This window comes from Roseivirga sp. BDSF3-8 (assembly GCF_041449215.1).
Taxonomy (GTDB): domain Bacteria; phylum Bacteroidota; class Bacteroidia; order Cytophagales; family Cyclobacteriaceae; genus JBGNFV01.
Window position 1 is genome coordinate 1 of the sequence record NZ_JBGNFV010000001.1, and the last position, 26,226, is coordinate 26,226.

At 45.8% G+C, this 26,226-nt stretch carries 23 protein-coding genes; 12 read left to right on the plus strand and 11 right to left on the minus strand.

Annotation, left to right across the window (positions count from 1 at the left end):
• Positions 1–182: hypothetical protein (locus tag AB9P05_RS00005; protein ID WP_371906762.1), on the plus strand; the 182-nt coding region annotated here is incomplete at its 5' end.
• A gap of 374 nt (positions 183–556) precedes the next feature.
• Here the strand turns inward: AB9P05_RS00005 and AB9P05_RS00010 are convergent.
• The gene (locus tag AB9P05_RS00010; RefSeq protein WP_371906763.1) at positions 557–1,015 is read right to left on the minus strand and encodes a hypothetical protein; all 459 of its coding nucleotides are present in this window, start codon (positions 1,013–1,015) and stop codon (positions 557–559) included.
• 169 nt (positions 1,016–1,184) lie between these two features.
• Between AB9P05_RS00010 and AB9P05_RS00015 the strand changes: the two genes are divergently transcribed.
• The 5 genes from AB9P05_RS00015 to AB9P05_RS00035 all read left to right on the plus strand — a co-directional run bounded on the left by AB9P05_RS00015 (position 1,185) and on the right by AB9P05_RS00035 (position 8,819).
• Entirely contained in the window at positions 1,185–1,724 is a 540-nt protein-coding gene (locus AB9P05_RS00015; protein WP_371906764.1) for a hypothetical protein, read from the plus strand.
• Between the two features lie 298 nt (positions 1,725–2,022).
• Entirely contained in the window at positions 2,023–3,228 is a 1,206-nt protein-coding gene (locus AB9P05_RS00020; protein ID WP_371906765.1) for a saccharopine dehydrogenase family protein, read from the plus strand.
• A gap of 45 nt (positions 3,229–3,273) precedes the next feature.
• Complete coding sequence (gene nspC, locus AB9P05_RS00025) at positions 3,274–4,413, plus strand: carboxynorspermidine decarboxylase (RefSeq protein ID WP_371906766.1); 1,140 nt, start codon at positions 3,274–3,276, stop codon at positions 4,411–4,413.
• 773 nt (positions 4,414–5,186) lie between these two features.
• A complete protein-coding gene (locus AB9P05_RS00030) occupies positions 5,187–5,759 on the plus strand; it encodes a hypothetical protein (protein ID WP_371906767.1) in 573 nt (190 codons plus the stop codon).
• Between the two features lie 1,098 nt (positions 5,760–6,857).
• Positions 6,858–8,819, plus strand: a complete 1,962-nt coding sequence (locus AB9P05_RS00035; RefSeq protein WP_371906768.1) for a T9SS type A sorting domain-containing protein — start codon at positions 6,858–6,860, stop codon at positions 8,817–8,819.
• A 213-nt stretch (positions 8,820–9,032) separates the two neighbouring features.
• Here the strand turns inward: AB9P05_RS00035 and AB9P05_RS00040 are convergent, their stop codons facing one another.
• Entirely contained in the window at positions 9,033–10,259 is a 1,227-nt protein-coding gene (locus AB9P05_RS00040) for a M57 family metalloprotease (protein WP_371906769.1), read from the minus strand.
• A 565-nt stretch (positions 10,260–10,824) separates the two neighbouring features.
• Between AB9P05_RS00040 and AB9P05_RS00045 the strand changes: the two genes are divergently transcribed.
• Positions 10,825–11,502 carry a hypothetical protein gene (locus tag AB9P05_RS00045; protein ID WP_371906770.1) on the plus strand — a complete coding sequence of 226 codons (678 nt, stop codon included), beginning with the start codon at positions 10,825–10,827 and terminating at the stop codon, positions 11,500–11,502.
• Between the two features lie 36 nt (positions 11,503–11,538).
• On the opposite strand, the gene AB9P05_RS00050 is transcribed toward AB9P05_RS00045, so the two are convergent.
• The 3 genes from AB9P05_RS00050 to AB9P05_RS00060 form a co-directional block, all read right to left on the minus strand.
• Positions 11,539–12,132, minus strand: coding sequence for a hypothetical protein (locus tag AB9P05_RS00050; protein ID WP_371906771.1), 594 nt, complete (start codon positions 12,130–12,132; stop codon positions 11,539–11,541).
• A gap of 62 nt (positions 12,133–12,194) precedes the next feature.
• On the minus strand, positions 12,195–12,524 hold the full coding sequence (locus AB9P05_RS00055) for a hypothetical protein (protein WP_371906772.1): 330 nt from the start codon (positions 12,522–12,524) through the stop codon (positions 12,195–12,197).
• 46 nt (positions 12,525–12,570) lie between these two features.
• A complete protein-coding gene (locus AB9P05_RS00060) occupies positions 12,571–13,263 on the minus strand; it encodes a hypothetical protein (RefSeq protein WP_371906773.1) in 693 nt (230 codons plus the stop codon).
• Between the two features lie 96 nt (positions 13,264–13,359).
• Between AB9P05_RS00060 and AB9P05_RS00065 the strand changes: the two genes are divergently transcribed.
• Together AB9P05_RS00065 and AB9P05_RS00070 are read left to right on the plus strand one after the other, a co-directional pair.
• On the plus strand, positions 13,360–14,244 hold the full coding sequence (locus tag AB9P05_RS00065) for a helix-turn-helix domain-containing protein (RefSeq protein WP_371906774.1): 885 nt from the start codon (positions 13,360–13,362) through the stop codon (positions 14,242–14,244).
• An 86-nt stretch (positions 14,245–14,330) separates the two neighbouring features.
• Positions 14,331–15,131, plus strand: coding sequence for an SDR family oxidoreductase (locus tag AB9P05_RS00070; protein WP_371906775.1), 801 nt, complete (start codon positions 14,331–14,333; stop codon positions 15,129–15,131).
• A 172-nt stretch (positions 15,132–15,303) separates the two neighbouring features.
• On the opposite strand, the gene AB9P05_RS00075 is transcribed toward AB9P05_RS00070, so the two are convergent.
• On the minus strand, positions 15,304–16,455 hold the full coding sequence (locus AB9P05_RS00075) for a PQQ-dependent sugar dehydrogenase (protein ID WP_371906776.1): 1,152 nt from the start codon (positions 16,453–16,455) through the stop codon (positions 15,304–15,306).
• 23 nt (positions 16,456–16,478) lie between these two features.
• Positions 16,479–16,712: a hypothetical protein gene (locus AB9P05_RS00080; RefSeq protein WP_371906777.1), complete on the minus strand. Its 234-nt coding sequence runs from the start codon at positions 16,710–16,712 to the stop codon at positions 16,479–16,481.
• Between the two features lie 90 nt (positions 16,713–16,802).
• On the opposite strand from AB9P05_RS00080, the gene AB9P05_RS00085 reads away from it, so the two are divergent.
• The gene (locus AB9P05_RS00085; RefSeq protein WP_371906778.1) at positions 16,803–17,759 is read left to right on the plus strand and encodes a calcium/sodium antiporter; all 957 of its coding nucleotides are present in this window, start codon (positions 16,803–16,805) and stop codon (positions 17,757–17,759) included.
• A gap of 39 nt (positions 17,760–17,798) precedes the next feature.
• On the opposite strand, the gene AB9P05_RS00090 is transcribed toward AB9P05_RS00085, so the two are convergent.
• Positions 17,799–18,212, minus strand: a complete 414-nt coding sequence (locus AB9P05_RS00090) for a hypothetical protein (protein WP_371906779.1) — start codon at positions 18,210–18,212, stop codon at positions 17,799–17,801.
• A gap of 391 nt (positions 18,213–18,603) precedes the next feature.
• Here AB9P05_RS00090 and AB9P05_RS00095 point away from each other — a divergent pair, with 391 nt between their 5' ends.
• Positions 18,604–19,377, plus strand: a complete 774-nt coding sequence (locus AB9P05_RS00095) for a multiprotein-bridging factor 1 family protein (protein ID WP_371906780.1) — start codon at positions 18,604–18,606, stop codon at positions 19,375–19,377.
• Positions 19,378–20,476: 1,099 nt separating this feature from the next.
• On the opposite strand, the gene AB9P05_RS00100 is transcribed toward AB9P05_RS00095, so the two are convergent.
• Complete coding sequence (locus tag AB9P05_RS00100) at positions 20,477–20,719, minus strand: hypothetical protein (RefSeq protein WP_371906781.1); 243 nt, start codon at positions 20,717–20,719, stop codon at positions 20,477–20,479.
• A 114-nt stretch (positions 20,720–20,833) separates the two neighbouring features.
• Positions 20,834–22,732 (minus strand): ATP-binding protein, encoded by a 1,899-nt coding sequence (locus tag AB9P05_RS00105; protein ID WP_371906782.1) that lies wholly within the window; start codon positions 22,730–22,732, stop codon positions 20,834–20,836.
• A gap of 278 nt (positions 22,733–23,010) precedes the next feature.
• Here AB9P05_RS00105 and AB9P05_RS00110 point away from each other — a divergent pair, with 278 nt between their 5' ends.
• Positions 23,011–23,871: a TM1802 family CRISPR-associated protein gene (locus AB9P05_RS00110; protein WP_371906783.1), complete on the plus strand. Its 861-nt coding sequence runs from the start codon at positions 23,011–23,013 to the stop codon at positions 23,869–23,871.
• 410 nt (positions 23,872–24,281) lie between these two features.
• Here AB9P05_RS00110 and AB9P05_RS00115 read toward each other — a convergent pair whose 3' ends face one another.
• Complete coding sequence (locus AB9P05_RS00115) at positions 24,282–26,225, minus strand: alpha/beta fold hydrolase (protein WP_371906784.1); 1,944 nt, start codon at positions 26,223–26,225, stop codon at positions 24,282–24,284.
• Between the last annotated feature and the right edge of the window lies 1 nt (position 26,226).

Below are 26,226 nucleotides of genomic sequence, written 5' to 3' on the forward strand. Positions count from 1 at the left end.
AACAGGGAAGGAATTTTGGTCTATCCGATTGGTTTTATGGCCCGGAAGGTCTAATAGCCCTGATTATTAGTAGCTACTGCTTTTTAGTAAGCAAAAATTCTGATACCTTATTAAGGATAAGTGGGCAATTGAGAAGCTCAGCCATTGCTGAGTATGCTGTCCGCTTACGAGTTTTTAACTAAAAATTTCGAGCTATGAAAAAAAGGAAAGTATCTTTAGCATCCCTGACGGTAAAAAGCTTTGTTACTAATAACGATTTAGATAACGATAGAACCAGGCAGCTTATCGGTGGTGGATCAAACTCCTACTGTAGGCCTTGTTTCTATACTGAGCAGAATTCTTGTTTGTGCTAATTATCAATGAGCTAAGGAAAACACTGGGCAGATTATAAGTTTTAAACGGGCATTGATGCCTTGGAAATAGAGAGAGCCGCCCCATCTTAGGGGTGGCTGTTTTCATATATACGGGTGATGAAGGCAGAGATAAGGCAGTAAAAAGCCACCTAGAGGCTTTTTAAATTGATAGTGATACAATGGTTGGGCTACCGGGCAGGTAGTTATTCAAGAGGCAGTTCGTGGACACCTTTACGCCCATTCATACCAAGCCTTTTAAATTTGATGCCCGTGTCTTCAAAACTGAAGACGATGATTGCTGCAACTTTTTTGTTTGGTTTATCCCACTCTAAATCCCCATCGATGGTTTGCTTCAGGTTTAATTTTTTTGATCTGACATTCGTATCATTGTTCAGGCTTAATAAGCATGAATTACCCCCTTTATCTACAATTATCTGAAGGGACAAGGTACCACGAATGTTAAGGAATATCTTTTCGCCAAACGATTCTTTTAAAACCTTAAAAAGCTTTTCCTCACTTACTTTAGCAGTTATTGAATCGCTTTCGAGGGTAAACCGGTCTGTATTACACCCATCGAATTTTTCAGGAAAAATACTTTGACTATAGGCTGTAACAGAGCCCAAAAGGGTTATGAGTAAAAAGCTTAATTTGATCAGGTTCATGAAAGGCTAATTTAACTGATACTAATACCCGGATAAATAAGGGCATATTGGCTGTATATGCAAGTTCTAATAGGTTTTCAGCCAACTGGCAGTGGGTCTTTGTGAGATACAAATAAAAGCTTTCCGTGGTATTGGCTAAGTAGTATCAGTAATCCCTACTTTAGTATAGATGAAAATAAAAACCATTCAGCGTGCCAGCCGCTTTGCTATTATATGCGGTATTTTATCAATTAGATTTCTTGTTCCCTTCCTATTTATGGGCTTACATATAGCGGGTGTTACCGTATCAGAACCTATATACAGCTCTTTATTAACTTTTTTTATAATAGGCATTCTTTCGGGATTGATATTATTAACCATCAATTTCAACTTATGGCCCGTAGAAATGATCTATAAATTTGATGGCGAATTACAGTTTAAAGATGATTGTATATACGCCCATGGTAAGCAGCATAAGCTAACGAAGGACACCAAAATACATGCCCTCAATATATTTTTACCCAACGAAAACCTGGGGGAATCAGTCACCAATGGTGGTGAAAACTCAATTTCTTTAGTTAGAAAAGATGTTGTGGTTGTAGAGATTAATTTTCTATTAGAGGATTCTGAACAACAGGCATACGTATCATTTCACCTCCGCAGGCTTAGTGATAGCGGTTACAGTGTATTAAATGAGCCTTATATCCCGGTGATCCGCAAATTTCGCTAACGTCTCTCACTTATAGCTGTGGAAACCTGACATTACTTTGGTTATGTGCTAAAGGTTGTCCGGGGGAGGATTAGACTAAAACTACGAAAAATTACTACTGGCTGGCTCAAAGTGTTTTTGTACGGGCTACAGGCTATGCTGTCTGGACTTGCGCGCTTCCCTTAGCACCAGGTGAGGAATCAACAGGGCCGTTCCCTTACTGTGTCCCCCCTCAAAAACCCCAAAAAAGCCAATTTCTGAATCCTGGACTGCCTAAATTCCGTGTGAGTTTGTATATTCCCGCCCCAAAACAGCAACTATGAACAGAGTACTAATAATAGGAGCCGGAGGAGTCGGCCATGTGGTAACGCACAAGGTGGCGGCTGTACCGGAAGTTTTTTCAGAGATCATGCTTGCCAGTCGTACGGTTAGTAAATGCGAGGCGATCGCTAAGGAGGTACGCGGCCGGTTTCCGGAGGCAAAGCTGCAAACGGCCCAGGTAGATGCGGATAATGTGCCTGAACTGGTGAAGCTTATCAAGGAGTTTAAGCCTGCGATGGTGATCAACGTGGCGCTGCCTTACCAGGACCTTACGATCATGGATGCCTGCCTGGAGACGAAGGTGCACTACCTGGATACGGCTAACTATGAGCCGCGCGATGTGGCTAAATTCGAATACCACTGGCAGTGGGCTTACCGCGAGCGTTTTGAGGAAGCGGGTATTATGGCGCTGCTGGGTTGTGGGTTTGACCCGGGTGTGACGGGCATCTTCACGGCTTACGCACAGAAGCATCACTTTGACGAAATCCATTACCTGGACATCGTGGACTGCAATGCAGGGGATCACGGACAGGCCTTTGCGACGAACTTTAACCCGGAGATCAACATCCGTGAGATTACGCAGAATGGCCGCTACTGGGAAAACGGCGAGTGGAAGGAAACGGAGCCGCTGGAAATTCACCAGCCGGTAGATTACCCTAACATCGGGCCTAAGGAATCGTACCTGCTCTACCACGAGGAGCTTGAGTCACTGACTAAAAATATCCCGCACCTGAAGCGTGCGCGCTTCTGGATGACGTTTGGGCAGCAGTACATCACTCACCTACGGGTGCTGGAAAATGTGGGCATGACGGGTATCCACCCTATCAAGTTCAAAGGACAGGACATTATTCCGCTGGAATTCCTGAAAGCGGTACTACCCGAGCCATCGAGTCTGGGCGAAGGATATGAAGGGCAAACGTCTATCGGGTGCCAGATCCGCGGACTGAAAGACGGAGAGGAGAAGACGTACTACGTGTACAACAACTGCGACCACGCGGAAACGTACCGCGAAGTGGGTGCACAGGCGATCTCTTACACAACGGGGGTACCGGCTATGATCGGCGCCAAGCTGATGATGGAAGGCAAATGGATGAAACCGGGCGTCTATAATGTGGAGGAGTTCAATCCGGATCCGTTCATGGAGGAACTGAACAAGTACGGCCTGCCCTGGCACGAAAAGATCAATGAGGAGCTGGCGTTTTAACAGCGACTTGTCTTATTAGTATACGTCAAAAAGAGACATAGGTAGATGCCCATTAACTTTGATCGTGTTCCTACGGCGTGTTTTGTGCTGGATGAAGCCAAACTACGTCGCAACCTGGAAACCATGCGGTATGTGCAGGAGCAATCAGGCGCCCGGATTATCCTGGCGCTGAAGGGCTTCGCGATGTTCAGTGCTTTCGGCCTCATTAAGGAATACCTGCATGGTACCACGGCCTCGTCGCTACACGAGGCGCGGCTGGGCTATGAGGAGTTCGGCAATGAGGTACACGCCTACACGCCGGCTTACTTTGACAATGAGTTTGACGAACTGCTGGGCTACTGCAATCATATTACCTTCAACTCGCCGGCGCAGTGGGAGCGATTCCGGGGTAAGGTGCAGAGCAGTAATAAAAAAGTGTCCTGCGGTATCCGGATCAACCCGGAGTACTCGGAAGTGGAGACTGATCTGTACAATCCCTGCGCGATTGGTACGCGCCTGGGGGTGACGGCGGATCAGCTAGGCAGCACCTTGCCGGAAGGTATAGAGGGGCTGCACTTTCATACGCTGTGCGAAAACGACTCGTATGCGCTGGAGCGCACGCTGCGGGTGATAGAGGACCGCTTTGGTCCGCTGTTGCACCAGGCGAAGTGGCTTAACCTGGGCGGGGGCCACCTGATGACGCGCAAGGGCTATGACCTGGAGCATCTCATCGAACTTATACGCCACCTGCGGGAGACGTATGAGGTGGAGGTAACGATGGAGCCGGGCTCAGCGGTGGCCTGGGAAACGGGCTACCTGACGAGTACGGTAGAGGACATCATCGATAACCATGGCATTGGCGCGGTGGTGCTGGATGTGAGCGTCTCTGCTCATATGCCGGACTGCATCGAGATGCCGTACAAGCCGCGGGTGCTGGGCGCACGCGATGCGGAGCCGGGTGAACCGGGCTATCGCCTGGGGGGACTTACCTGCCTGGCGGGTGACTATGTAGGGGACTACGCATTTGACGCACCCCTGCAAATTGGTGACCGGGTGGTGTTTGACGACATGATGCACTACACGATGGTAAAGACGACGTTCTTTAACGGGGTGCGCCACCCGTCTATCGGCATCTGGCACGAGGACGATACCTTTGAGCTGGTCCGGAAGTTTGGCTATGAGGACTACCGGAATAAGCTTTCATAACGGACTATGATATTATAGAAGCCGGCCTTTGTAAAAGGGCCGGTTTTTTTTGTTGCTATGGAGGTATATTGGGTGAGGTTAGTACTTAGCGTGCTGCCTCGTTATATCCCCCGGACGGGATGGTGGTGTTTCATAAGCGTTATTGCAGGCCTGCCAGGATGCGGGCCCAGCGAAAGTCGGGCCCTCCCCTTTCGTCTGAACGTTTGTACTTTATTATGGCTATAGTGGGCCGGAAGGGATAGCCGTCAAGCTTAGAGTTGATCCAATGTAAATTACCCTCCCGGGAGCCGGGGTCGGGACCGACTCGGCCTCAAATGGCCATTTAGAACTCAAATAAAGATTCCGGAGCCGGGGTCTTTCAGACCGAGTACGCAGGCGACTGGGTTAGACTGTAGATATAAGCTGAAATAATGGATTATTGCTCCAGCTTTATACCCACCCCGGCCTGGGCTATTGCCATTCCAAAGTAAATTTCTGCGCCTGCCCGACGTGTGCGTCCCCAGTCCCAAAAGGGGACTAACTTCTTATTAATTGATTTACAGTAATTTATGTGCTTAACTTGACGGCTATGGGCCGGAAGGGGGACTTATTTCGGTGCTTTGTATGGCTGTTGATAAAGGGGGCTTAAAGGCCCCAATGATATTGTCCTATTGAAGCTAGGCCCGCATTCGTATACCAGGCAGAAAATGTTTAAGTAAGTATGTATGCTGACACAGAGGCATGTTCTCCGCCACCAATTTCCATTGTAACCTACTAATTTCGTATCATACACGATGATCTATACCGGATTAACATGCGGCTACCATTTTCTTCAAACTGCCACTGATGACGTAGACTTTTTTAGGCTAGTAGAACAGGTTCCGGAGGTGTTGGTTGGAAAAGCAGTGGCTGTAGTGAGTTTCGATTCTGGTCCTTTGAAGCCTGCGGCTGAGGAATACAGAGGTGGATGGACATATGATTCGAATGAAGTGGCTTACTTCCCCTATCTGAACGAAAAGGAGCTTTCAGAGAATATATTTGCTAACGGATATGACGAGTGGTACCTTTTTGACAAACTGACCAAACTGAAAAGTAGCCATGCATTTTGCAACTATTCGGCCTTTGGTCTGACGGGTGGAAATGCGGATATGGCTATGCGGGAACTGCAAGAGAAGTTTTGGCAGCAGATCATGACCAATAAGCCTAACAGCTTTATCCTATACGGAGGTAATTTCATCTATGGAAGCATGGATGACGGGGATGTGAAACGGGTTTTGGAGGCTTTTTTGGGTGAGTGTGGTCCAGCGGGTAGGTCGGGGGAAAAGGCCAGCCCAAGTGGCCCAATGAAAGGAAAACCCCGCCCCTGAAGAGAAAAAGTGTGTCACCTTTTTTCTTCTATCCCCTCCCAGGGCATAGCCGTCAAGTTAAGGAGGTAAAGAGTTTAAAAATAGCATATTAGCAATTTTCCACACTCGGGGAGCCTAGCCGACAAATTAAGAGGGGAGTACACTGAAGTGATTACTCTCTTGCCACTTACTGCATGTACCACCGGAATGCCGGACCACCGGAATGCCGGACCACCGAGAGTCGGACCACCGAGAGTCGGACCACCGAGAGTCGGACCACCGAGAGTCGGACCTCCGAGAGTCGGACCACCGAGAGTCGGACCACCGAGAGTCGGACCTCCGAGAGTCGGACCACCGAGAGTCGGACCACCGAGAGTCGGACCACCGAGAGTCGGACCACCGAGAGTCGGACCACCGAGAGTCGGACCACCGAGAGTCGGACCACCGAGAGTCGGACCACCGAGAGTCGGACCACCGAGAGTCGGACCACCGAGAGTCGGACCACCGAGAGTCGGACCACCGAGAGTCGGACCTCCCCGAAATAAAACACGCCTTCGCGTTTTTATTTCCCCCCTCCTGGGCCCAGGAGGGGAATTATTTGTGCCTTGCACCAATGGGGGCTGGGTCGGGGGCAGAAACTCCTTCCGTGTTTTAGGGAAGGTGGCGGGGCCAGCCAGGCCGGGCCAACCAGGCGGGGCCTCCCTGGCCGGGCCTCCCCTACCGGGAATGTCTGGCCTGTTTTTATTAAGAAGAGATTTCTCGCATCCACTTCGTCCGGAATGAGCTTCATAGGTAAACCGTCCGGGGTATGATCTGCCAGGAAAGGGATTGAAGATCGACATACTATCATATTATGCGAGTTACGACAGTAAACAGGTAACCCTTAAATAAAGGGGTTATTATACCTGCACATCGTATAGTTCTATTTTATAATTTTCAGCATAAAAATCATTTCCCACTTCATCTTCAACAGGCTACATGCTGAAGACTTAAAAAATATGGTGCCGGATGGCATTATTAATTTAATAACATAAAAATTATAATTAAAAAATTAACTATAACAAGGTTACAAATCAAAATTGTATAAATGAATACTACAAAAATTAAAATTATAACACTATGAACCTTAGTATTAAACACAGTTTAGTAATCATTTTGCTATTGCAGGCATTAGCCATCAACAGTTATGGGCAGCTCATTGCGAATGGCGGATTTGAGCAGGTTGGGCCATCAACTAATCAGGATTGGGCATTTGATGCATTCGGAGAAGGAATTGTCACGGGTTGGCAACCTGGTTGTTTGAATAAAACAGTTGGGGTGGTAGGTAGAGGTAATTTGCTTAACCGAAATTACACCATTAATCCTGCCTATGCCTTTCCGGGCGGCTGGTATGCCGGGCCAAACCTTAACCCGCCGTTTAGCGAGGCAGGTAATAATGTCGCTCTCCTTTATATTAATGTTGGGAATGTTGACAATGATACCTGTATTGCTAAGGGCTTTACGGGTATTCGTAGTCAGTTTACTCAGCCTCTAAGTATTTTTCAGCGCTACAAGATCAGTATCGATGTAGCTTACCCTGCGCTGACAGGTGCCCCGGACCAAATAGGGATAGATCCCTCTACACGTATCATATTGCGATTATTAAATTCGGAAACGGATCCCGGAACTTCTGTTTGTGATTATGACTGCCAATCTACTACAGGGGACTTTTTTGGTGATGGTAAACTGGATATCGAGCTAACGCTGAACCCTTCCTCTCTGCCCCCAGGCACCGCAAATTTTGCCACGTATTCCGCAGAGTTTTCAATAGCGGAACTCATGCAGGCTGATTTGGGTATGGGTACCACTGCCCCACTTACTGTCACGAACGGGGCCCATATGCACGATATTGATTTTTACACTAACTGGCAGTGGGCTTATGATCCGGTTTATTCACCCGACTACCATGGTATCACGCCGACAAGTTTCCTTGGCCTTGTTGACTTCAAACGTGATTTTGAAGTGGTAGCAGAGTTTCCACAGTTTGTTCAGGGCAATCTTACGTCTTCAAAAGCTGGGGTTATCATAGATAATATTACCCTTACGGAAGTTTGCGACCTGCAGGCAGATTTCTCTACAACATTTAGTTGTGCAGAAGATGGCCAGAGTGGCACTCTTACCGTTTCGCTTAACTCGACATATAACGGAGCCTATAGCAATAATCACGGTCTTACTTCATCATTTTACATATTGGTTGGCGCTAATAATGCACAGGATATAAATGATCCTAATAACTCTGCTAATATTATTCAGCTTTACGGGCCCTCTACATCCTTTACCATCCCCTACCAACCGGGGCAGGGCATAGCCATAAAGCATGGCATGTGGGTGAATACGAGTAATAGCTGCGGATGGACGGAAGATCTGAAGCTCATAAATGTTCCTTCTGATTTTAACCAGTCTACTCCTTCGGCTTCATTCTCATATAATCAAAATCCGACCCCGGGAGGCCTGGCTATATCTGCCACCGCCATATACCCTGCCTCAAAGCACTGGTGGACATTCCGGGATATTACGGTATCACCTTATCAAACCTTAGTGGCTGAGACTCCCCCTGTAGCCGGTGCTTCTTTTAGCTATGGTACTTTGTCCGAAAGACACACGTATCAGCTTACTCACAGCAATGCGATGCATTGTGGAAACCAGGTGAATATGTATCGCTTTACCTTCGAGGTCAAGGTAGGCTCCTCTGGCCAACAGATTATAGAGGTTATTAAAGAAGAGAATATAACCGAACCTGCCTTAGAAGAGAAAAACGGCAGGTCTGCCCTTACGGATGATAAGGTGGAAAGTATTTCGGACGCATCGGCATTCTATCCTAACCCGGTACGGGATTTCCTCAACATTGAAACAGGAAACATGAGGGGTAAGGCGACCTTTAAGGTATACAGTACGAGCGGTAACATATTAATGGATGAAGAACTATCATTAGATGCAGCCAAAAGTCAGGTTGATATGACCTCGCTGCCGTCGGGTACCTATTATTTGATAGTAACCGATAATACGGGAGTAAAGCAGAAGCACCTTTTTATTAAGCAATAAATTATCAGAAAGAGAAGGCGGCAGGGAATAGCAATGAATCCCTGCTGCCTGTACTATTGCTGAAGGCTCATTTAGGATTTATGCAGCAGGGAGTTAAGGATTAAATACCGGCTATTCCATAGCAAGGGAATAGCCGGTATGTTATATTGAAGAGGCTATTGACATACGATCCACCTCTCAACTTGGTTTAAAGATCACTTTAGCTTTATACTTTTAAGGAAGTACGTAGCAGGCAATCCCTTCATAAATCACTCCGCTACCGCCATTTCCCAATTCATTGAAATTGGTGGTATAAAAATGATCCACTGAGCCGGTGAGAAAATACCTGTACAGGGGTACCCTACCTGTTCCGGCATTTGGATATACATAGGCTTGTACACCTTCATAATTATATCCTGCGCGCCCGCTTCCTAACTCATTAAAGTTGGTGGTGAAAAAGTGGTTATTAGCCGAGGCATTATAGTACCTGTACAAAGGTACGGTACCTGATGCCTGTGCCCCAAACACTCTGCACTGAATGCTCTCTAAATTATAGCCAGACCTGCCGCTTCCAAAAACTGACCAATCGGTGGTATAGAAATGGTTGCCATTTCCAAAATATCGATAAAAGGGTGCGGGACAGGTGGTATTTAAGGCAGGATAGATATTCTGCAGGGCCTTCACATCAAATGACGAAAAGCCCACCCATGAGTTGAGCGCCGTGCCGCCATTCATTATGGAATTACTGTCATTTACGGGGGTTTGAGGTATATAGTTGGCTCCTACTGTACCCACTCCTTCATTTCTGCCAGCCCAGTTAGTATGACGAAACCCAAGGCAGTGCCCGAATTCATGCACCATGTTATACCTTTTTTGCCCGGAGGAAACATTGGTATTATTTAAAAAGTCGAAATTAACCTGAATAAAGGATCCTGGATTTCCATTGGAAGGAAAAGAGGCTGATGCTATCACGTTGTTTCCTAACGCACCAAAGTCACTGCGAATAGTGATATCTGCAGTAGATGAAGTGGTGAGAACGAGCCTTATCCTACTGCAGCCTACGCTGTTCCAGTCATTAATAGCCTGTTGAATTTCAGGCCGCCAGTTATCTGCACCGCCTGAAGGCATAGAGCCGTCTATCCGTACGGTAACATTGTTCTGGTTTCCCCTGGAAATAAGTGCATTGGTACTTGCTTGCTCGGTAGAGGGTCCGTCTTTCGCATAATCGTCTTTGTAAAAGAGGATATCACCTTCGACGAGGTAAAAGTCAGGAAACTCTTCGATTCTGTCCGGGCTAAAGTCCAAAGAAAGGATATGGTCCAATGCCGCAGTCTGTGTCAATTCAACCTCTGGCACCCTGACCTCTTCGGGTGATTCGCAGCCTGTGAGGCAGGGAAAAACAGTAACGAGGGCTAAAAATATAATAGCGCCTCTAATGTAGCATAGTGATTTGATTTTCATAAAAGTTAGTTTTGGTTTTATATGAATGTATTCAAAAACATGCATATAAAATCACGGAGGTACCCCCTTGAACATACACTGGGAGGGTGTTAATTTATTGTTACCCATCGTTCAGTTCTAACACTTGAAATGCAGACTAATATGGTTTTACCATCCTGCAAAACGGCTATGACTATACAAGATTCCGGGGGATGTATCTAAGGCCGGTATATAATAAAGAAAGGGCCCTGTGAAAATGAAAATAAATTAACTATCCGGCCTATGGTATAGTAGAGGATTAATTCAAATAAACCTGGTTGTAAGCAAGGCAGATGACCTGGCCACTAATGCCTATCGGGATTAATAAACATTTCTTAACACACTGAATGCCAATAGCCTTTAAACAAACCACCCGGATCAAACCCAGCGTTTGCACGTAGTGCCAAACCAGCAGCAGACATGCCCTAAAACAACGCATAGTACATAACTAAAACGTAATACGGATTTAAAGTTGCCAACACATGCATATCATATTAAAGGGTTATAATTGATAATACCTATCAATAACTTAATCAATTAACACGCTATGTTTCAGAAAGCCATTACACTCCTACTCTGCCTTTCCTTATTCGCTTCATGTAGTAAAATAGAGGATGAGATCATCTCTGACGAAGTCACTGATTTAATAACCATCACAGAAATAAGACCTAATGGCATCAGCTACAGCATCACGGGGGAAAACCTTGACAAATTAAAGCAATATGATGGCCGCTCTTTCCGGTATAAAGGCCATGATATGTTATTACAGTATCCCACCAGTAATGCTGAAAATAAACGGCAGGGTGACCTCATTGAGGTTCCGGCTATCCTTTTAAGCTCCAGCTTTCCAAAATATGGGGATATCTTTGTGTCGAGCAGTGTGGCAGAATATGATGGCGGATCCATATATAACAACTGTCAAACCCGCTCCGGAGGAACGCTAATTGAGATTAAATCTGACTCAGAATGGGGAGATCCCAGCCTCCTGCTTCAAGCTCACACACGCGTCAATGGAGCAAATGGGCGCTGGTTACAGCCATTGGCAAGAATTACACGATACGTCGGAACCACGAGCCCTTATGAACCAGGTAATTATGAATTGATATCATTTAAAATTGATTGCGGCATTTTAAGCAACTGTGAAGACTACCCAATGGCCAGAGGCAGGGCGACGTGGTCCAGTTCTTACTATGAAACTTATACCATTATCAAATGTGACGACTAACCCTGGGGCTGAGCTTCTGATCAGGAGGGTGTGGTGTTACTCGCACCTTTTATAGTAGTTCAACACCTCGAGGGGGGTGGTTACCTCTTTGCTTTCCATCTTCTGCTGCAGGCTGGGACAGTCACTCAGATAGGTGGAAAGCACCTTCTTTTTCAGCCCGAACAGGCCCTGGGTTACTCTTACCATTTCGCTGCTGTTCTCTTTGTGAAACAGGGGGATGTACCAGACAGTGTTGTTATCATAGTCAATGTATTCCCACTGGTAATAGGTGAGTGTGCCTTTCTCGATTACCCGCAGAAATACCTTTTCATGGGCGGGGCCGGTGAGGTATGTGGTTTTTAAAAAACGGCTCCGGGTTTCCAATCCCACGCTTTCGTATAGCCGGTCGCCGGCCTTATAGCTTTTGATCTCTTCCGGAGCATATTTCTTCCTGAAAAGGGCACCGTCTTTTTTGAACCTGATCCTGTCGTATATCTCTGTAAACGTGCCCGGCCTGCGGTCCTTTATCTCCCCATACAGGGTATCATTCTCCAGGGTGACGAGGTAGCCCTTTTGGTAGCCATTCTTCGCGTGAGCTACGGTGAGCAGGGCACACAAGGGGATTAAAATCAACAGAAGCCTTTTTTGCATAGCAGGTATAAAGATAGAAGATTTAGTGGGAAACGGCCTCATCCTGCTCACAAAAGGAGCTGTCAAGCCTCTACCCTGCTCTCAGCCAGCCGGGCCTGGTAGTCCAGCAGACGCTTCTTTTTCATAAAAATGTTAGCAGAAAGCAGTTCAGGTAACAGGCCAAGGGCATTGCCAAGTTTTTCCAGATTGGCCTCAAGGTATACTTCATTGGCAAAGTATTTCAGTGGCCGGCGGGTATAGTCCCTTAGTTGCTGCTGCACTTCCCTGCTGAAGAGCTCATCAAAATTTTCTTCCGAAAGGGCTCTGTTTATCATGGCCTTTAGTTCGGCCTCCAGGGGTTCCAGGGCTTGGAAGTTTTTATGTATTTGCTGGTATGGGGTGACTTCTTCCATAAAGGCGAGATCCTGATGAATCTGTCCGGTTAGTTCTATGCCACGGTCAAAGCTCTTGCGCTGCTTTGAACAGGTCCTCGTATCGTATATCCAGCCTTTGCTTGTCCATGTCTGTCATGGTGAGGCTATGGAAGTAGTGGTATATGGCTATGTCGTTTTCTTTAAGGATGGCTTTCTTTCTAAGTAGTTCTTTCCGGCATTGGACAAGAAGAAGGGCACAGTCTTTCTGTTTGTACTTTTTTCCATCATAGTTGAAGGTCTTCACGCCAGCGTCCTTACTTACTATATATTGAAGCCCTTCCATATCGTTTTCCAGGCCGATCACCTCATATACGAGGTTTTCCATCTCATCGGAAAATAACACCTCCGGACTGGCTGGCTTACTTTTGGCTGACTTCTCAAGCGCAAAGGGCTGGGGCAGGTAATCATCGTAGTACCCATTATATAATGGCGAAAATGAAAAATTACCGAAATCCTCTTCCAGGGCTGCAGAAAAATCTGCACTGCTCTGCGTGATAACTTCTCCCTGATAGGGCACGGGGGCAAAGAGCAAGTCTGTAAGTTCTTTTTTATACCTCTCTGCGTGCCGTAATAGCAGGGAAACGGGCCTCTGGTCTCGTTCCCTGGTGGTAACGGCCATTTGCTCTATGCGGTGCAGTCGTTGCGTGAGGGGAGGGTGGGAAGCCCACTGGTCTTCTACTTCCAGGCGGGATTTGTTATAACGGTTTATTTCTGCCAACGATGGTGCCGACGGGGCTTAGCCGCTATTACCTACCCGTGGATACTTGCGCTGGTTTTGGTCTTTGAAAAAGGTTGAATTTTGTATTTTCGGTGTATGGATAATGAAACTATTGAGAGCTTTTATAAGTCCCAAAAATTTGAATTAACAAATGACCTGGGGAATTTCTATGTATCTACTATAGGAAATCTGTCCAGGTGTAGTATAGAGCCTATTCCGTTTAGCAGGCGAAATTTCTACAAGGTTAGTATCCTGAAAGGTACGTACAGGGTACATTTTGCAGACAAGACATACGAAGTGGAAAATCAGGCCCTGCTATTTGCCAACCCTTCGATTCCCTATAATTGGGTGCCTCTGGAAGGGTCTCACACGGCGATATATTGTGTGTTTACGCCGGAGTTTTTTCATCACTTTGGAGATATTACGGCGTATGCTGCCTTTCGGGCAGAGGGGCAACATGTTATCGAACTGGATGATAAGCAGTTTCATGAGATGGAAGGGGTATTCCTGAAGATGCTCAAAGAGTTTAGCACGGACTATGAACATAAGTTTGATTTGCTCCGGAATTTAGTATTCGAAGTATTGCATTTTGCGTCAAAAACAGTCTCGACCAGTCAGAAGGCTACACTAAATTCCAGTGCCAGCCGCAGGATTACGGAAGCTTTCTTAGCTCTGTTAGAAAGTCAATTCCCCATAGAGACTACAGAACAAAAGCTCTTATTAACCACCCCTTCTGACTATGCGAATGCCTTGTCCCTGCACGTAAATTATTTAAACCGTACGTTAAAAAAGACGATGGGGGCCTCTACCTCTGCACTTATTCAAGAACGGATAGTCCGTGAAGCGAAAGTATTACTAAAGCACTCTACCCTGTCTGTTTCGGAAATTGCCTTTCTGTTGGGATTCCGGGAAATCACCCATTTTTCAAATTTCTTCAAAAAGATGGAGGGTCTCAATCCTACAGAATACAGAAAGGGTTGATTTTCGTAAATCCCTGTTTCAAATATGTTAACAGCCCGGCAGGCTCTGCCATTACTTTTGTCGCACATAACATTAAATTATTTGCTATGAGTAAAACATGGTTTATAACAGGCACTTCTTCGGGGTTGGGTAATATAATGATGAAGAAGTTACTGCAGAGAGGCGATAGGGTTTTCGCTACCTTACGAAATGTGGCGTTGCTGAATGAGTTACAGCAACAATATCCTGATACGCTAAAAACTGCTCACCTGGAGCTAACTGATAAAAATGAAATACAATCAGTGGTGGCTGAAGCCTTTAAATCATTTGGCAGGATAGACGTGGTGGTAAGTAATGCGGGATATGGTGTTTTTGGCGCAGTGGAAGAGCTTACTGATGACATGATCGTTCATCAATTGGATGTGAATCTGCTTGGTTCTATCAGGCTTATAAAGGAGGTCATTCCCTATTTCCGCACTCAAGCTAATGGGGGGCATATCATCCAGGTCTCTTCGGAAGGAGGGCAAATTGCCTACCCGGGATTCAGTTTATACCATACTTCTAAATGGGGCATTGAGGGATTTGTAGAGTCTATAAGCCAAGACCTGGCACCGTTTCAAATCCATTTTACCCTAGCCGAACCGGGACCTACAGGCACTGAATTTGCCGCCAGCATACGTATGGCTACGGCGATGGAAGCATATACTCATACGGGGGTGCAGGAGATGCGTGATTATATTAATGAAGGGTTTGGCCAACTGGATGATGCGGGGGAAGTGGCCGATAAAATCATTGCTTCTCATGATATGCAAAAGCCGCCACTTCGCCTAGCCATAGGGACGAGAGCCAAAGGGGCTATCACGCAGCGCTTAAGAGAACGCTTGCACGCGATGGAGCAGGAAGGCTAGGCTCTCAGGCCTCTTTCCTACGCCGGGTAGTCAAGTGGTTTGTTGCCCGCGGCAGCCAGTTGCCTGCATGCAATGGATGCTATATTATAAGAGGATACGGGCAGCCTGAACAGCGTGCAGGCAGGTTCATGCGCCCATATGCCTTAAAAGGAATAACTGTATGGTATAGGCCTTACTCTCCCGGAGAGATCCGCAGGATTTTACCGTTATCCTGGTCGGTGAGCAGATAGATAGCGCCATCGGGGGCCTGCTCTACGTCACGGATGCGGACTCCCATATCGAGTCTTTCTACCTCCTGTGCGTCCTGTCCATTGATAGCGACGCGAATGAGGGCCTGGCTGCTGAGCCCGCCGATAAGGGCGCTGCCCTGCCACCCGGGAAACATGGAGCCGGTGTAAAAGACCATGCCTGAGGGAGAGATAACGGGTGTCCAGTGTATGACGGCATCGGCGAAAGAAGGGTGTGTGGGTGGGTCTGGTATCTGGGTGCCATCATAGTTATTCCCCCAGCTCACTACCGGCCAGCCGTAGTTTCTATCGGCTTTGGGCTGGTTAAGTTCGTCCCCGCCTTTGGGGCCCATTTCGGCTATCCACAGGTTGCCTGTATTGGGGTCAATGGCGGCACTCTCTATATTCCGGTGTCCGTAGGACCATATCTCATCGAGGGCATATTCCTGGTCTAGGAAGGGATTGTCTTCCGGTACGGATCCATCAGGGTTAATACGCACGATGGTGCCGAGGTGGTTGGACAGATCCTGTGCGGGATCGAACTGGAACCGCTCGCCCATAGTAAAGAAAATATGCCCTTCGGGGCTAAATACGATACGGCCGCCGAAGTGATTGGGCCCTTCATACTTAGGCTCCTGCCGGAATATGACGGTAAAGTCTTCAATGCGGTCGTTTTCCAGCCTGCCCCGTCCGAGGGCAGAAGAGGCCTTGCCTCCTTCTCCGGGTTCTGCAAAAGAAAGGTAGACGAGGCGGTTATTCTCAAAGCCGGGATCCAGGACTACATCCAGCATGCCCCCCTGCCCTTCGGCAAATACCTCGGGGACTCCTTGCAGTGGCTCGCTGAGCGTATGGTCTGTATCCATGATCCTGAGCCTGCCGGGCCGTTCGGTCACGAGCAGGCGGCCATCCGGCAAAAAAGCCATGCCCCAGGGGTGTACGAGACCGTCTGTGACCTCATCTACCTGGTAGCTTCCTTCATCTGTCTGCAGGCTTTGCTCTTCCTGCGCACAGGCAGGCGTCAAGCATACCAGCAGGGCCATCAGTGCAATGGCACTAAGCCGGACATTGGTGTAGTGTGTGATCGGGAGAAGTTTCATAATAAGTTGATTGGGAAACACTTCTACAACAGCAGCAGGGCGGCTATGTTTTTAGTCCGGCATCGATTGTTAAGAAGAAGTACGAATAATGCCGGGCATGAGCGGATGTGAGCAGGCCTCACAAGGGGGATAATAGCATGAGAAACCTGTGGGCAGGGCAGGACTACAGATAGAGGATTTACCGGCAACATGGTGCTGCCGGCCGCCACTACCCGCTTGTGCACTACAGGCAGGGGCAGGGCCTCACCGGCATACAAAAAGGGGCCATACGCGCAGGAGGGCTTTATTAGAAATAAATAGATGGGAGGCGGGACTTAATGATGAATTTCTGATCTACTTTTGTAAGTATGATACTGGCTTTTCTCCTGGTAATCGCGGGCTTTGCTTCCCTTCTGGTGGGGGCAAACTGGATGGTAGACGGGGCCTCGGCCCTGGCTAAGAAGTACAGGGTACCGGACCTGGCTATAGGGCTCACGATAGTCGCTTTCGGTACTTCCGCACCGGAACTGGTGGTCAATATTATTGCCTCGGTGAATGGCTACTCGGACATAGTGCTGGGAAATATCATAGGCAGTAATAACTTCAACCTGTTCATCATACTCGGCTTATCGGGCCTGATGCTGCCCATACAGGTGCAGTCCTCTACGGCCTGGCGGGAAATTCCGGTTTCTCTCTTCATTTCAGTCTTATTATTCCTTTTTCTAAATGACTTTATGGTATCTGGCCCAAGCTGGTCTGGCAGGGTGGATGGCATAATTTTGCTGCTGTTGTTCTTCGGGTTTCTCTATTATGTGTTCAGGCAAATGAAAAATCACCCGGCGGATGAAACGGCGGGGACGCCCCTACCTGCCCTGAAAATATGGGTGCTCATACTGGCCGGATTAGGGGGTATGGTAATAGGTGGTCAACTGGTGGTGGCGAACAGTGTAAGCATTGCGGAGCGCCTGGGGGTGAGTGAAAAAATAATAGGCCTCACGATAGTGGCAGCGGGTACGTCACTGCCGGAGCTGGTGACCTCTGTAGTGGCGGCGGCCAGGAAAAACGCCGACATAGCGATAGGCAACGTGATCGGGTCTAATATCTTCAATATCCTTCTGATCTTAGCGATAAGCAGTATCATAAGGCCTATTGCCTATAACCCTGCGTTTAACCTGGACATGGCTATACTGACAGGCGGCACGGCCTTACTGCTGGTCTTTATGCTGACGGGTAAAAGAAAACGGCTGGATCGCTGGGAGGCGGGGGTGCTGTTCGGCTCATATGCCCTGTTTATGGTGTACCTGGTGTGGGCGGAAATGACCTGAGGATAGCGGTGGAGTGGTTAGCCAGGGCAGAGAAGGATCTCACCATGGCCCCAACTCCCTGTAGTGAGTGCGTAAGTAGTGGTATAGGTTTTCAAACTCTCCTAAATCGTCTTTATCTGTTACGGTTACGTAAGGCTGTTTTTCAAAAAACAGGTTTAATGATCTGCTTTGGTTGTTGTTATATATAAAGGTTTTCATTTCCCACTTTATAAGCCTGTAAAGGCTATAGCTTTTCGCTTCTCTTCCTATCTGTTTTACTGTAAGTTCTTTTCGTTCTTTATCAAGGGTAAAGTTTTTGTGTTTAAGTAGCGTAAGCCCGATCATTAACAGGCCCAATGCCCCACCACACCCATACACCAGGGCTAATGTATGGTTATGACGAAAAAAACTATATGCAATGCAGCATAAGGCGACCGTAAGGCCGATCCAAAACCATATTAATTTTAAGTTCATACCCGGTAGTCTGACGAAAGCTGCGAAGATAAGCTGGCTGTGAGGAATCTACGTTCTACCGGCAAAGAAAAGGTCAATTAAATACTAATGGAAGTGTCCCTTTAACAGGGTTGGGCTCGCGCCCAATGAGAGACTTTAGGATGGAGAGGGAAGGTCAAGTGGCCACTGCCGCCGGGGAGGTGTATGACTACTGGCGTATGGCCAACAGCCCCAGTCCACCCCCATCGTTACTAATACCCACTGCAGCCTGCATGCTTTGCTTACACCAAGCGGGGAACAGATATGCTTGCGCTAAGTGGGAGCACCCCAAAACGCATCGCTTTTTCAAATAAAAATACAAAACGCATCGCCTTTTGCGTTATCTTAGTGAGGAACCTAATAAGAAAGAAGCATGGAAGCAGTGACGATAGAGGCCAAGCTATTTGTATATGCCCGCAAGCAGCTCGGCCTGGGCCAGCGGGGTATGGCGATGCGTTTGGGCGTTAACCAAAGCAGTATCAGTAAGATAGAAAGCGGCGTGCACCGGCCCCGGGTGAGTACCATACGCAAACTGGAGCGGCTGATGCGTTTGCCGGCCGAGCACCTGGCCTGTTTGGCGATGGGAAAGTCGGCACCTGCACCAAAGCCTGAACTGTCGGCTGCTGCCAAAGAGACTAAAGTGATCAGGCTAAACGCCCGCTACCGCACCATGGATACGGAAGCGCTTGAATACCTGAAAGCAAAATATTACGTAGGGGCGTATGAGCTGGACAGAAAAGCGAACAGGGCTTCATATGTGCTTACGCAAAAAGAACTGAAGCACAAACTGCATCGCCTGAATATGGATGCCCTGGAGCAACAGCACAAGGAGGCCGCCGACCTCCATGCCCACCTGCAAAGCACCAATGCTCCCGCCAACCTGCAAGCCAGCACCCAAAAGCGCCTGGATAAAGCAAGCTCAGAGCTTACTGCCCAGCGCTACTATGGCATCAACATTCTTCATGCTACTAAACTGGTGCTTGAGCAAATGAAAATAGACGAGATGCGCCTGAAAGCGGACCTATACAGAAGCCACATGAGCCAGGTGGAAAACGTGCTGCACCACAGGAAGCCGCTGTCCGCTAAAGGCGAAGGCAAGGTAGTGGCGATGACAGTATCACGGACTGTGTACAGGGAGGTTTTGTAGGTAGGCTACTCAAAATACACAATGTAAATCCCCCCTTGGGTTGGACTCGCATTCGAGCCCATAGCCGTCAAGCTAAGAATTGCTCTAATGTAAACTACCCTACTTGGAGGGTCGGCCGAAGGTGTTTGAATAGACCTCAGATGATCATTCCGGGGTGGGTCGGACTGCTGGTATTATCTGAATTTGAAGGCTTTTACCTCCTACAATGAACCCACCCCGGCGTGAGCTATAGCCATTCCAAAATAAATTTCTGCGCCTGCCCGACGTGTGCGTCCCCAGTCCCAAAAGGGGACTAACTTCTTATTAATTGATTTACAGTAAATTGTGTACTTAACTTGACGGCTATGGCATTCGAGCCGGGGTCCTTCAGACCGAGTACGCACACGACGGGCGGCCGGTGAAGTTATTTGAAAATCTACAGTAATGTCCGGGGCGGGTACCACTTAACCAACCTTCCTGCTACCGCTACAGCCTGCTGTATTTAGCTCAGGATTATGAAGAATTTTGAGCGCCACGCAGTGGGATGGACAGAGTGGTGTTTTTCTTTTCAGTATTGACTAAATCAGGTAAGTACTAATCCCCGGCCAAGTGAAACGCGTGCCGGGGTCCCCGTCGTCTGGTAGATCACGGCTATACCCTCCTTGCTAGAAAAATTGACTTTTATATTTCAACAGATGGCATGGCAATACGCTACAGCCTGCGGTTTTAGTTCAAGCCTTTTGCTCTGACATCCTGGAACGCCAGCCCGGCACGGAACTGACTTCATTTTTCCATAGCATACTACGCCTGCCCCTTATCAAGAATCAGTTTAATTCCATAGTCACATTCCTGGCTAAAGGGGGACTCACATTCTGCATCTAAAAAACGCACATTTATGCACTAAAGAAAGTGTCCCTTCGACAGGGTACTCGGTCTGAAGGACCGGCGCAGTGGTGTTCAGGTGAGTACGAGTGTTAATGCCGAGGGATGTCAGACAGCCCCAGCCACCACCAATGTTCATGCTACCTAGTGCAGTCTGCACGTTTTAGTCCAAGCATGACGCGTGAACTAAATGGGGTATATGCTTGATTCATTGGGGGTTAGCTAGATTACTTATTATCTATATGCTACTATAAGAGTCTGCAACTTTTTTAATTCTATCTCTAGTAACCTTACTCCTTTGAAGCTCAAAATCTTGAGCTATTTCTCTTGACATTTCGACTCTACCATTAGACAACCTTACGATATATCTAAATCTATCATTAATAAAATGTTCTTTATATACACCTATTTCTGGATTTAGTATTTTAGCCTCGTTGACTATCCCTCTAACTCCAGAAGCGTTCTCATTAGTCTTATTCATTTAATATTCTTTATCTATAAAAATGTTTGAAGAAAACAGATCAGCATACCTCAGTACCTGGTTAGTCAAATTTCACTTAAAAAAGTCAGATACGCCCAAGGATTCATTAACTTTTCAAACCAAAGCCTTTATAGTGTTTAACCACATTTTAATTTCTTCAAAACTGTTTCGTTCTATCATTCTTTCTATTGTCATTCTTTTTACGGCACCTTCATTAAGCTGTCGTTTTACTTTAGATATTTTCTTTTTCTGTTTTTCAGGATCAAATGCTTCCCATTCCGACTTACCCATAGCCTGATTAATTGCGATGGCAACTTTCTCTGGAACATCTTCCTCATCTGTAATTTCATCTATTGAAATATTTATACCTAAACTTGAATATTGTTCAATGATAGCTTCATGATGTAAATAGTTTTCTAACTCTCTTTTTGTTGTATTGAAGCCTTTTTTAGTTTCAACGCCTTCATTATTTAGTTGTTCTACACTTTTTACATAACCTGGTACATCCGAATCATATATATGGAACTGAGCTTGCGTAAGGCCATCCAAATACTTTTTCTCTATATAATATTTTAATTGTGATCCGCCTGTTGGAATAAATGCAATAGCTTCATTATTCGTTAATTTCATTGTAGAACTATCATTTAATGCCATTATTTCGCTAAAATTTTTCAGCCCATTAATGTCATTTTCACCTTCGACAAAAATTAGGACTTTTACTTTATTTTTAGGGTCAGGTAAAGCTCCTAATGTTTCGATTATTTTATCTATGATTTCTACATTATCAGTTCCATCATCATTAAGACCATTTTCTACTTTTATGGTATTGCCTTCTGAATATATATATCGTAGTGCTTCTTTTGGTATTTCTTTAGCTAAATTTGAATTATGTGTTGTAAAGAGAACTTGTGCATTATTTGTATCTGATAGTTCTTTTAGTGCATTTACTATCATTAATTGAAAATCAGGATGTTGCGAAGTTTCTGGTTCTTCCAGAGCATAAATCACATTTGGGGCATTAGCTGTTTTTCTGCTTTCTACTTGAGCTCTGAAAAAACTTAGTAGCACTAATCTTCTAAGACCACTACCTCTTTTATTTAAGGGGATTCCTCTTTCATCTTCCAATGTTAGCTTGAAGATTGAGTTCCAAGTAGGTTCTTTAGGGAAATTGGATTGTAGGGTTTCAGCTAAAGTCGGATCTAACTCATTTAATTTTTTTATGGTATTATCCGCTAAAGTGGTAGAGGCGTTTTGTACTGCATCTTTTAATTGATCTAATAAAGGCAATATTTCATTAGTACTGAGTACCTCTTTAATAATTTCCTTCATAGGGTCTTGTATGTCGGAATCTTGGTCGTTCAATGGTTTATCTACGAAAAATAAAGAATATATAGGAAGATACTTTTTAAGGCTTGTCCATATCTTTTTCCTATTATCTTCATTATCTAGTCTACCGTCTATCTTAATTTCAGTAGTTTTAGTGGATATGTTATTGGTATAATAATGATTCCTTATAGCTGCTCTTATTTCTTTATTCTTAGTCTTATTAACACCTTTTGTGTCTACATTCAAACTATTTAGCATAGTCTTCAGTGGAGTTCTTTTCATTGAGAGTAAATCAGAAAGATTTTCATTATCAGGATATTCACAAACTATAACTGCTTCTTCCGAAACAGCTCCTTTATCTGATACTGAATATGATTTCCTTATTTCTAAATCTTTATTCGAATTGAGTAAAAACTCATCTTTTAAACTAGTTGGCGTTGAATCGTCGAGAATTATTGTCTCTGGAAGTTCATCAAATATACATGTAATGTCTATTCTGCAATTATCGTTAGCTATGCATAAATCATTCTTATCTGGTTTTCCATTGAAAAATATATCTAAGGCTTCTAAAATTGATGATTTCCCTACGTCATTTTTTCCAATTAAGACATTTAAATCCTGGATATTAATTTCACTTTCCTTATTGTAACTTCTGAAATTTCTTAGTTTAAGTGCCTTTAGTTTCATATTAATTTTGAATTTAATAATAAATTTCCTGCGTGAGGGATAGAACGGCATGTCTGAGCCACGGCCTTAGCCGGGGCGAGTAGTGATAGCCCGGCCCGCCAGTCGGCGGGACACGCCCAAACCCATCTTCTCCCCCTTCCTCCTCTTCTCCAAAATTACCTCATTAATTTACTGTTTTCTCTATCGTTGGGAAACCCAAACCCTGCTTTCGGAAAGAAAACTTCCGGGGAAAGCGGGCGGCGGGCATCTTAAAGGCGGCAATATAAACCACGCACCACATGCAAGACCGAGCGATAGCGGCCATTGGCAGGCTGCAACTGAAACAGAAACAGGACCTGGAGCCCTGGCAGCTTTATGCGGAGAGTATAAAGCCGGGGCAAAGCCACTGGATGGTAACGGCGGACTTTGCGCTGCAGCCGGACGGGACGGTGGAGTATGCGACATACGATATATACAGGGCGAGCGACAATAACTACCTGGAATATGGCTACCGCAAGGGCTCGGCACGGGGTGGGGACATTACGCTGACAACGAAGTTTGGGGACTTTACCAAAAAAATGAATACGCTGGTGCAAAACCAGCTACCGGCACTGGTGGCGGTGGCGGAGAAACATGCGCCTGAGGAAATGGGGCTATTTCGCAGCCTGAAAAAAGCCTTTGAGGAGCAGCAGGAGGTAATACTGGCGGCTTTGCAGGAGAAATATGACAGCCTTGGGGATAAAACGGAGCAGAACAAGGCGGGCTTTACCGTGCGGATGGTGGAACCGGACGGCACACTGAGGCCGCTGACGCACTACAAAACGATACAGCAGCAACTGGAGGGGCACGGCCTTACGGGCAAGTATGAGAAGTACAGCAAGAAGTCCCTGGCGAAAAAGAAGGTGTGCAGTGTGTGCCGGGAGCAAAAGCCCGAGGTGTATGGCTTTGCTTCGCCCTTTAAGTATGCCACGGTGGACAAGCCGGGCTTTGTGAGCGGCTACTTTGACCAGCGGCGCAACTGGGCAAACTACCCGGTGAAGGACTGCGCGCTGGAACTGGAAGTAGGCAAAACGTATGTGGTAAATGCCCTGCAGAAGCGTTTTCACCATCGCAATTTTTATATGATACCAAAGGCGGTGCTGGCGCGCGACAGTGTTTAGGTCAGACTTAATAATGCCTACTAACCAAAGTAAATGATTTCTAACGGATAGCTACTCCAACTCACGGATAGAGGAGGAGTAGAGAATGTTCATATAACCTTGGATAAATACTTTAAGTAGCATTATGAGAGGATAAACTGATGCAACTCATACTTTTAATTAGTTAATAGATAGGCTATATCAATGCGATCGACCATTTCGTTGAAAACCCGAAGCAGATGATCTGTCTCTATTAACTCCTCCATGCTCGGAGGTAAAAGCATAATACGATTTAGTTTTAGGCTATATAAACCAGCTTTTCACTAATCGATAGAAATCAAGGTATCACACGTTAGAATGCGGAAGAAATATTGTCTCCGATTTAGTTTTTTTTTAAAAAAAATAATAAGAGACCACTTTTTGGGATAGCCTTATACAATACCCCAATACACCAAATAAATACACAATATAATATTCGAAAATATCACAGAAAATACGACAGTCTTTTGATTGATCTTTTTGAGCTGTATAATAAAAAAAAGAACAGCCAGTGCCAATAGCCCTAGAAATATATTAAATAAAGTAAATATAAACTTAAACTCTACAGGTAAACCAAAAGCCAGAATGAAATAGTTTTGATCTAAAACTTGAATAATAGCCAGGGCTAGCTGGATAATCCCAATAAGCCCTACCAGAGAGCATAAAGCCAGGAGTATTCTGATCACCTTATCCTGCTTAGTAGGATACTTTTTTCGGATAAGTTTGACCGTGTAAAAGACTACAAAAAACACCATTATAAGCACCGCAATTAATATAGGTAGAAAAAAAATTGGGTCGGGCTGCCTGAGACTATTCCCCATCTTTGCGATACCTGCATTTCTGGCTACATTAGTAGCGAAGTGTATCTCTTTTTCTTCTTTAAATGCTTCTACGTTCAGCTTCTGTTCCGGATAGTTATTAATAAAGGCCTCTGTCTGCTCATAGCCTGCACTGGAAAAGCCTGGTGTATGACCATACGTATACCCGGTAAGCAATTGCCCGTCTTTAAGTTTCCTGACCGCATTACGAGCATTCCTGAGAGGTGTGATGGGATCAAACTCTCCTGCCAGTATAAGCACCGGATAGTCTGCATTTTGCACCGGGGTGATATCTATATTTACAAAAGTGGAATCTGGTCGGTTAGTATTCCATTTTTCACAAACGCTAAAATCAGATTTGTAAAAAGAAATAGGCCCGTTCAGCCCTTCATACTTACCTGCATTTTTCAGATACTCTTCATATGAATTGTTGGGCAATGTCTCATTACAGCTTACTGAATAGTATAGCCCGTAATCCATAGCCAGTAGCTGAGAAAAAGATTTTACCAGGTTACCAAGTGCATCGTTCCTGTTCTTAAACTCATATATTAGCAGAGGAATTACCTCTACCAGTTTTTTATTGTATAAAGCCTGCTGAACGGAAACTTTAAAATCCTCCGTATTGAATGTAAACTCACCGGATGACACTTCATCCTCGCTGACCTCTACAGTAATAGGGCTTTTCTCCAGTTCGCTAATGGTTTCATAATACACCTTTTCCAGCTCCGGAAAATTCCGGTTGCACTCCGGATCATTCTCACACATTGAAAATACGCGGGAGAGGCCATCCATAAAGTTGCTCGTATTTTCTGTGTAGTAATGGGAAATGTCATCTATAAAAGAATCTAGCGTAAGGGTCCTGATATCTTCAGGGAATACAGAAGCATAGGCCTGCGCCATATATGTGCCGTATGAGGCTCCATATACATTCCAGTTTTCATACCCGAGCTGCTGCTTCAGCGCATTGAGGTCTTTAGCTACCGACAGGCTGTGATAGGCCTCCACATCAATATCGCGATCTCTCAGGCTTTGTTTACATGACATAGCAGCAGAAGCCTTCTGCAACTCGTCTTCCTCCTCAGACTGGTCTTTGGCCAGTATCTCCATAAACTTCCTGCCAAGCTCGGGACAAAGGCGTGGCTCAGAAAATCCAGTACCCCTTATATCTACCAGTATAACATTATTTTTTACTCTTAGCGGATGTCTCCTCCAAACCTCTATGTTCTCAATAGCACTGGCACCGGGGCCTCCCTGTATATACACCACCGCATTGGCATCAGGGTTTTTTTCCCAATTTCTAATTATAGAGACTGCTATTTTGATCCTGTTACCTTCTGGTTCGTTCCAATTTTCAGGAACCGTCAGGTATCCCCATAGTATACCATTTTCGTCGAGTTCCGGCTTTTCAGGGTAAAATGAGGTAGTCTCCTCGTACTTTACGGTTTGGGCAACAGCTCCAAACATGTTAAAGCTGAGGGCTAATATCATGAGTAATTTTATAAGCTTTGAAAACTTCATT